Origin of the sequence: Phocaeicola intestinalis (assembly GCF_014837065.1) — a bacterium.
GTDB classification, from domain to species: domain Bacteria; phylum Bacteroidota; class Bacteroidia; order Bacteroidales; family Bacteroidaceae; genus Phocaeicola; species Phocaeicola intestinalis.
Window position 1 is genome coordinate 54960 of sequence record NZ_JACSPP010000008.1, and the last position, 7848, is coordinate 62807.

General features: G+C 46.2%; 8 protein-coding genes and 2 tRNA genes. 7 read left to right on the forward strand and 3 right to left on the reverse strand.

Going from position 1 to position 7848, the window contains the following annotated elements:
• Window positions 1-22: 22 nt before the first annotated feature.
• The 4 genes from H9625_RS04335 (at window position 23) to H9625_RS04350 (ending at window position 3669) form a co-directional block, all read left to right on the forward strand.
• Window positions 23-1357, forward strand: a complete 1335-nt coding sequence (locus H9625_RS04335; RefSeq protein ID WP_013617649.1) for an NADP-specific glutamate dehydrogenase — start codon at window positions 23-25, stop codon at window positions 1355-1357.
• Window positions 1358-1518: 161 nt separating this feature from the next.
• Window positions 1519-2643 (forward strand): PCMD domain-containing protein, encoded by a 1125-nt coding sequence (locus H9625_RS04340; RefSeq protein ID WP_087210754.1) that lies wholly within the window; start codon window positions 1519-1521, stop codon window positions 2641-2643.
• Between the two features lie 19 nt (window positions 2644-2662).
• A complete protein-coding gene (locus tag H9625_RS04345) occupies window positions 2663-3445 on the forward strand; it encodes a porin family protein (RefSeq protein WP_022041109.1) in 783 nt (260 codons plus the stop codon).
• An 80-nt stretch (window positions 3446-3525) separates the two neighbouring features.
• Window positions 3526-3669: a hypothetical protein gene (locus H9625_RS04350; protein WP_162614442.1), complete on the forward strand. Its 144-nt coding sequence runs from the start codon at window positions 3526-3528 to the stop codon at window positions 3667-3669.
• On the opposite strand, the gene H9625_RS04355 is transcribed toward H9625_RS04350, so the two are convergent.
• A complete protein-coding gene (locus tag H9625_RS04355) occupies window positions 3654-4037 on the reverse strand; it encodes an L-rhamnose mutarotase (RefSeq protein WP_022040234.1) in 384 nt (127 codons plus the stop codon). The genes H9625_RS04350 and H9625_RS04355 overlap by 16 nt on opposite strands.
• 104 nt (window positions 4038-4141) lie before the next feature.
• On the reverse strand, window positions 4142-5776 hold the full coding sequence (locus tag H9625_RS04360; protein ID WP_191763145.1) for an alpha-L-fucosidase: 1635 nt from the start codon (window positions 5774-5776) through the stop codon (window positions 4142-4144).
• A gap of 209 nt (window positions 5777-5985) precedes the next feature.
• Here H9625_RS04360 and H9625_RS04365 point away from each other — a divergent pair, with 209 nt between their 5' ends.
• Complete coding sequence (locus H9625_RS04365; protein ID WP_191763146.1) at window positions 5986-6843, forward strand: AraC family transcriptional regulator; 858 nt, start codon at window positions 5986-5988, stop codon at window positions 6841-6843.
• Between the two features lie 140 nt (window positions 6844-6983).
• Here the strand turns inward: H9625_RS04365 and H9625_RS04370 are convergent, their stop codons facing one another.
• Window positions 6984-7406: a hypothetical protein gene (locus tag H9625_RS04370; protein WP_191763147.1), complete on the reverse strand. Its 423-nt coding sequence runs from the start codon at window positions 7404-7406 to the stop codon at window positions 6984-6986.
• A gap of 265 nt (window positions 7407-7671) precedes the next feature.
• Between H9625_RS04370 and H9625_RS04375 the strand changes: the two genes are divergently transcribed.
• Window positions 7672-7745, forward strand: a tRNA-Asn gene (locus tag H9625_RS04375).
• Between the two features lie 26 nt (window positions 7746-7771).
• A tRNA-Asn gene (locus H9625_RS04380) sits at window positions 7772-7845 on the forward strand.
• Window positions 7846-7848 lie beyond the last annotated feature (3 nt).

Sequence of the window (7848 nt, forward strand, 5' to 3'; positions counted from 1 at the left end):
AACCAATAACAAGATTAGAAGAATGAATGCAGCAAAAGTCCTAGAAGATCTGAAAAGAAGATTTCCCAATGAACCTGAGTACCATCAGGCAGTAGAAGAAGTATTAGGTACAATCGAAGAAGAATACAACAAGCATCCTGAATTCGACAAAGTGAATCTGATTGAACGCTTGTGTATTCCAGACCGTGTTTACCAGTTCCGCGTAACTTGGATGGACGATAAAGGCAACATCCAGACCAACATGGGATACCGTGTACAGCATAACAACGCCATTGGGCCGTATAAAGGCGGTATCCGTTTCCACAGTTCTGTAAACCTCGGTATCCTGAAGTTCTTGGCTTTCGAACAAACATTCAAGAACTCATTGACTACGCTTCCGATGGGTGGAGGCAAAGGTGGTTCAGACTTCTCTCCACGTGGCAAATCAAACGCTGAGGTAATGCGTTTCTGCCAGGCTTTCATGCTGGAATTGTGGCGTCACATTGGTCCTGAAACCGATGTACCTGCCGGTGACATCGGTGTAGGCGGACGTGAAGTAGGCTACATGTTCGGCATGTACAAGAAACTGACCCGTGAATTCAGCGGTGTGCTTACCGGTAAAGGACGCGAATTCGGCGGTTCATTGATTCGCCCCGAAGCAACAGGTTACGGAAATATCTACTTCCTGCTCGAAATGCTGAAGACCCGCAACATTGATATCAAAGGCAAGACCTGTCTGGTATCAGGTGCAGGAAACGTAGCACAATATACAGTAGAAAAACTGATTCAGTTGGGTGCGAAAGTAGTTACGATGTCCGACTCAGACGGTTATATCTACGATCCGGACGGAATCGACCGCGAAAAACTGGATTACATCATGGAACTGAAGAACCTGTACCGTGGACGTATCCGCGAATATGCAGAGAAATACGGCTGCAAATACGTAGCCGGAGCACGTCCTTGGAACGAGAAAGGCGACATTGCCCTGCCTTCTGCCACACAGAATGAAATCAACGGCGACGATGCCAAAGCTTTGGTTGCCAACGGGGTATTCGCTGTATCCGAAGGTGCCAACATGCCTTCTACCCCCGAAGCAATCCGTGTATTCCAGGAAGCGAAGATTCTCTATGCACCGGGTAAGGCTGCCAATGCCGGTGGTGTATCTGTATCAGGTCTGGAAATGACTCAGAACTCCATCAAGCTGAGCTGGAGCCAGGAAGAAGTGGACGAAAAGCTGAAGAGCATCATGAAGAACATCCACGAAGCTTGCGTGAAATACGGAACAGAACCCGACGGTTACATCAACTACGTAAAGGGTGCCAACGTAGCCGGATTCATGAAAGTGGCAAATGCCATGATGGCTCAAGGCATCGTATAATTTATACAGGTGCGACAAATTTCAATCCGGCTTCCGTCACAGGAAGCCGGATTTTTTTACGCTTACCCTTCCCCGCCATTCCTATTTTAACACTCACTTTATCAATAGTTACACTTATTTCATTATCTTTGCCGAGTTATTACGCTAAAGCCGATAATGTTATGAATATCCGAAAAATCTTTGCAGGGTTACTTCTTACCCTGGCGGTGTCTTCGTGCATTCAAGACGAAGCCCTGAACGTGGAAGCAGCCATCGATGACTGCACAGGCGAAAACATCCAACTGGCAAGCATAGATGCCACCCACAAAGAAATAGAAATTTATGTGCTCGACGGTACAGATGTATCACAGCAGGAACTGAACTTTACGCTTGCCGACGGCGCAACCATTCAAGCCGACGAAACAGAAGCAGGCGACCAGCCTCCGTATTACGATTTCAGCCAACGCACATTGCGCCGGTTCACCGTGACATCGGAAGACGGAAACACAACCGCCACGTATGTAGTCCGCATCAACAAAATGGAACTTCCCACTCATTATTCGTTCGAAAACCTGCGCGCCACTACGCCCTATCATATTTTCTATCTCACCAATGAGTCGGGCATCATGCAGTGGGCAAGCGGAAACCCAGGCTACGAACTGAGCGGCATGGCACTCGACGAGACGCAATACCCTACCGTACAGGATCCAATAGGCCACAGCGGCAAATGCGTACGTCTTACTACACGTAGCACCGGCTCTTTCGGACTCCCGTTAGGAATGCCCATAGCTTGTGGCAACTTGTTTGTTGGCTCGTTCGACGTACAAAATGCCGTCACAGCTCCACGACAGGCTACCCACTTCGGTTTCCCATTTACCAAAATACCCCAACGCATAACCGGATGGTATAAATACCAAAAAGGTGAGACATTCACCGATGAAAACAATGAAGTACTAAGCGGACAAACCGATATAGGCGACATCTATGCAGTGCTTTACGAAGCTGAGACCAGCGACTATACACTGGATGGCGACCTCTTCCCACTGACCGGAGGCATCAACCCGAATATTGTACTGATGGCACGTATTGGTGAACAAGGCCAACAAGAAATGAAAGAAACCGATGAATGGACTTACTTCGACTTATCATTCGAGGCACAAAACGGCAAGACCGTCGACCCTGAAGGACTGGCAAACGGCAAATACAAACTTGCAATCGCTTTCGCCTCCAGCAGAGGAGGAGGTTATTTCCGAGGAGCGGTAGGAAGCGAACTGTACATAGACGAAGTGGAAATAATCTGCGAATAACCCTTAACACGTAAACAACATGAAAAAATACATATTAACTTTAGCAGTAGCCCTGGCATTCGGCACAGGCATCGCACAGGCACAATGGTCGGAACACAAAGGCTTGCTTTGGTCATCCCTGCACGGATTGGAATACGAATTCAAGGCAGGTGTAAACTTCGGAGGCACTTCCCCACTCCCACTTCCACACGAAATCAGAAGCATCGACAGTTATCGCCCCGGGCTTGCCATCACTATCGAAGGAAACGCTACCAAATGGATAGACGAAGCCAAGAAATGGGGCGTAAGCGTAGGGTTACGCCTCGACAGCAAGAGCATGACCACCCAAGCCACGGTGAAAAACTATGGCATGGAAATCTTCAGTGAGACAGGTGGAAAAATACAAGGACTTTGGACAGGTGGCGTAGAAACAAAAGTAAGGATGTCGCTCCTTACCATCCCCATCCTTGCCAACTATAAGATAGGTGAACGCTGGAAACTGGTATTCGGCCCCTACCTGTCATATATGATGAGCGGTGACTTCGACGGGAACGTCTACGAAGGTCATCTGCGCACTCCCGATGCTACAGGAAGCCGTGTCAACTTTACAGGTGACAACGTCGCTACCTATGACTTTTCCGAAGACCTCCGCCGTTTCCAATGGGGATTGCAAGTGGGTGGTTCATGGCGTGCCTATAAGCACCTTACCGTACACGCCGACCTGACCTGGGGACTGAACGACATCTTTCAGAAAGATTTCGAAACCATTACATTCGCCATGTATCCCATCTACCTGAACCTCGGGTTCGGATATGTATTCTGAAAATCCGCCCAATAAGAAGCAGTTTTGAATTTATCGTGCGATGATTTTGGGATGAGTTTTTGAGGCATTTTGCTTCTGTGATGAGGAAAGATAGTGGGCTATCTGACGAAGAACAGGAGCGAAAAGGACCAAAAAATCGCCCAAAGCACACACGAAAACGGATACATCATGCCAAGAAAAACTTTTTGGAGAAATTCAAAACAGCTTCTCAGTCATACAAGTAAAACATCCGGTCCATCAGATGCCATTTCTCTGCCGATGTGCTTCCGGGAAGACACTCTTGAAAACGTGTCACACATTCTTCCCATTCCGCCTGCCGTGGCAAAGAAGCGAGCCGTTTCATAGCTACATTCCAATCAAAGTCAAGCGGAGTTTCTACTATCATGAACAACTTATTGCCATAAATGTAGATTTCCATCTCCAAGATACCCACCTCACGGATTCCCCTCCGTATCTCAGGCCATGCATATTCACGGCTGTGCAACTTGCGGTATTCGGCAATAAGTGCGCGATTGTCCTTCAAGTCAAGCGTCTGGCAATAACGTTTGACCGGAATATCGTATGCCTTTGTTTGATATCCTTCGTAATCCATTGTCTTCTGTACATTTTAGTTAAACCTTCCGGTAAACGTATCTTCACCGGCGACTGCATATACTTTCATGAAAAGCCGTATCTATGTGGACTCCCAACCCGTCTTTATCTGATGCGGAAAACCGGAGCTATTTGGTTGAGCGGTTCAGCAGGCAAGGTGATGGCAAGCCCCCCGGCGGTACGTTCCGCCTGCACTTTTCCATATCCTAGCAAAGTCACTTCGTGTATCTCTTCGGGATACAATTCCGAACCTGCCGCCAGTGACTTGATGATTACGGTATGGCTTTCGGGCCATCCAAGTGCAGTGGCATATAATACATCACCTTTTTGCGTGAAACGGATTTCTTTCGAGTCTGCCTTGTTATACGAACCTTCGTTGAAACCCTGCGCGTTGAGCGGAATATCCTCTTCAGCTATCGGTCCTTCGCCAAACACTTTCCACGGACGGGTATCATAAACGGCTTCCTTGTTGATGTCCATCCAGGCACCGAACTCGTTCAGGATTTTTTCTTCCTTCTCGTCAAACGTCCCGTCGGCACGGAGCGGCACGCTCAGCAACAAGTTTCCGTTCTTGCTCACGATGTCCATCAAAAGCTTTACGACATACGAAGCCGACTTGTAGCCATTGTTCTCATAAATGGAGGTATTGTAGTGCCAGCCTCCGATACACGAACAGGATTGCCACGGCTCCGGAATCGCCTTGTTGGGAGCTCCGCGTTCCACATCCCAAACCAATGCCTTACGCTGGTCTTCGTTCAGAATCTTACCAAACATTACGGCTTCCAATTTGCCATTGTGCGTAGCTATGCTATGGTTATAAAAATGTGCGGCAATCTTCAATCCCGCATCGCTTACCGGATAAAAAGGCAATACCGTCACATCGAAATACAACAAATCGGGGTTGTAACGGTTGATGACATCCAGCGTGCGGTTATAGAAATTGGTTGCAAATTCTTGCGAAGGAGGACATGCACCGTTCTCCCATCCCCACTGGCGATGAATCATGCCATTATCCCAGCTGTTCTCGCTCAGCGGATGGTTCTGTGCATAGAGGTCTTGCGGGTCATAGCCTTCCCACCACTTGCCTTTCCCGTCCGCCTTGGTCAGCTTCCCGTCATAAGGGATGCCTTTCATGGGACCGATGGTGTCATGCCGCTGGGCTACTTCGTACCACGTCCACGCATGGTCGGCATGCAAACTGACTCCGAAATACAATCCGTATTTGCGGGCTGCCTTCTCCCAACCGGCAAGGATATTCTTCTTCGGTCCCATATTGATGGAGTTCCAAGGCTGGTATTTGCTATCCCATAAATCAAAATTATCATGATGATTTCCCAACACAAAGAAATACTGCGCCCCTATCTTCTTATAAAACGCCACCAGTTTGTCCGGATCCCAGCGTTCTGCCTTAAAGAGAGGAATAACATCCTTGAAACCAAACTCCGAGGGATGCCCGTAATGCTTTACATGATATTCATATTCAGGAGAGCCCTCTATATACATTGAACGTGCCATCCAGTCGCCCGATCCTTCTACACACTGCGGTCCCCAGTGTGCCCAGATACCGAACTTGGCATTGCGGAACCACTCCGGCACCTGGTATTGTTTCAACGACTCCCACGTAGGCTCGAACTTTCCTTTCATCATCGGTTCATCTCTTTCCGATACAGGCACCTGATAAGTCTGGGCATACAGCCCCGCAGATAAAAATAAAGATGCAACCAAGAGTTTTGTTTTCATACGTATAAGTGTTTAGTGTTTTTCTGATAACAAAGATACGAACATACGGCAAACCACAATAGGACAAAGCAGGAAGTTTATGGATAAAATCGACAAACCGTTATTTTTATATCTTCAAACGAAAACAAAAACGATTTATATTTCATAAATTTGCACCAAAAAAAAGAAAAAAGTTAACTTTAAAAAGCCATATAAAAACACCTATTAATATGAGTTTACAAGTAGACCAATTGCACCCCTTAGTATTGAATGTGGGCTTAGCCATACAAGATGCTGACTGGAACTGGAAGAACGTGAGCAGCCCTTTCAGCCGTTTATATTATGTTACCGAAGGTGAGGCTAAAATACAATTTGCAGACGGTATATATACATTACACCCCAACCATTTATACTTCATCCCTGCTTTTACACGACATACCTATATCTGCAATTCGCGTTTCGTGCATTACTACTTGCATATTTACGACGACCATAAATCAGATGAGGACTGGCTGGAATTATGGGACTTTCCGTTCGAGATACCAACAGGGAAATGGGAATTGCAGTTATTTGAACGCTTATGCGAAATAAACCCGCACATGAGCTTGCAGAAGTCCGATCCATCCACCTACGACAACAATCCTACCCTGATGAAAAGCCTGATGAAAAACAGGCAACGCGCTTTTTGCGACAAAGTGGAATCGAGAGGCATTGTGCTCCAGCTGCTCGCCCGCCTGTTCAAACAAGCGAAATCGAAAATAGAGACCAAAGACAACCGCATCGTAAAAGCCGTCTTATACATACACAGGCACATCGGTGAAACAATCAGCCTGAACACACTGGTGGAAAACGCCTGCCTGTCGAAAGACCATTTCATCCGTCTTTTCAAAAGTGAAATGAACATGACCCCACTCCAGTACATCAACCAGAAAAAAATAGAAAAGGCACAACTGCTCCTGATTACGGAAGCATTATCTGTAAAAGAAATTTCTTTCCGACTGGCTTTTGATGATTATTCCTACTTCAATCGCTTGTTTAAAAAACTGACCGGCATGACACCACAAGAGTACAGACATACTTACCGATAATAATCGGTGCCAAGGAGCTTCCACTTCATATGTCCATCAGTTGCTTTTCCAAGCCAAGCCAGAACATTTGCTTAGTCCGACAATCCCATTCGCATGGCTGCCTTGCCTGTAAGATTATTAATCTTCATACCGAAAGATTATTAATCTTCACGCTGTAAGATTATTAATCTTACAACCGATGCAGCTATATGCTTCAAGTTCTTATTGACATTAATGTCGTTTTGCGGAATCAGGAAATAGCGGTTATGAGGAGACCAAGTACGTGTTTCAAACTGATAGTACACCGATGCCAATCCGGCAATCGCTTGCACCGTACTCATGACCGGCTTGCTGGCAAGCTCATCGGCAGTAACAGACGACACGGCACCAGTCAAATTCACTCTTTTCAGCGTACCGTAGCCTACCACCACCACTTCATCCAACACTTCTATATCTTCTTCCAGAATGATCCGCATCTGCTTTCCCAAAGCAACCGGAATTTCTTGAATGGCATAACCTACATAGCTGACGCGTAACACGTCGACTTCACAATTGTCCACAATAAACTTTCTGTCAGTACACATATATAATGAATATCCCACTCAACAGCTTACAAACGCAACCTCATACAGACAGCCCGACATGCTTTAGAATGATGAAATGAAAAGCTAACACATCATCCCGATAAACATATACAACTGGACACAATTTAACCGTGTTGCTAGCACAATTATATACCATCAATTCCCTAAAATGCAAAAAAAGCCCTCCTTTATAATATTTTTTCGGCCAAGTTGTTGCATAATTCAAAATAACCTTGTACCTTTGCCACGCAATTAAGGAAAACACTCTTCAGTAGCTCAGTCGGTTAGAGCATCTGACTGTTAATCAGAGGGTCGTTGGTTCAAGTCCAACCTGAAGAGCAAAAACAAAAGAAAGTAACATTCATTCTTCAGTAGCTCAGTCGGTTAGAGCATCTGACTGTTAATCAGAGGGTCGTTGGTTCAAGTCCAACCTGAAGAGCAA

Excerpts from the sequence above, each read along its gene's own strand:
- H9625_RS04355 (WP_022040234.1), bottom strand. The coding sequence starts at position 4,037 with ATGGATTACGAAGGATATCAAACAAAGGCATACGATATTCCGGTCAAA.
- H9625_RS04350 (WP_162614442.1), top strand. The coding sequence starts at position 3,526 with ATGAGGAAAGATAGTGGGCTATCTGACGAAGAACAGGAGCGAAAAGGA.
- H9625_RS04370 (WP_191763147.1), bottom strand. The coding sequence starts at position 7,406 with ATGTGTACTGACAGAAAGTTTATTGTGGACAATTGTGAAGTCGACGTG.
- H9625_RS04345 (WP_022041109.1), top strand. The coding sequence starts at position 2,663 with ATGAAAAAATACATATTAACTTTAGCAGTAGCCCTGGCATTCGGCACA.
- H9625_RS04360 (WP_191763145.1), bottom strand. The coding sequence starts at position 5,776 with ATGAAAACAAAACTCTTGGTTGCATCTTTATTTTTATCTGCGGGGCTG.
- H9625_RS04340 (WP_087210754.1), top strand. The coding sequence starts at position 1,519 with ATGAATATCCGAAAAATCTTTGCAGGGTTACTTCTTACCCTGGCGGTG.
- H9625_RS04365 (WP_191763146.1), top strand. The coding sequence starts at position 5,986 with ATGAGTTTACAAGTAGACCAATTGCACCCCTTAGTATTGAATGTGGGC.
- H9625_RS04335 (WP_013617649.1), top strand. The coding sequence starts at position 23 with ATGAATGCAGCAAAAGTCCTAGAAGATCTGAAAAGAAGATTTCCCAAT.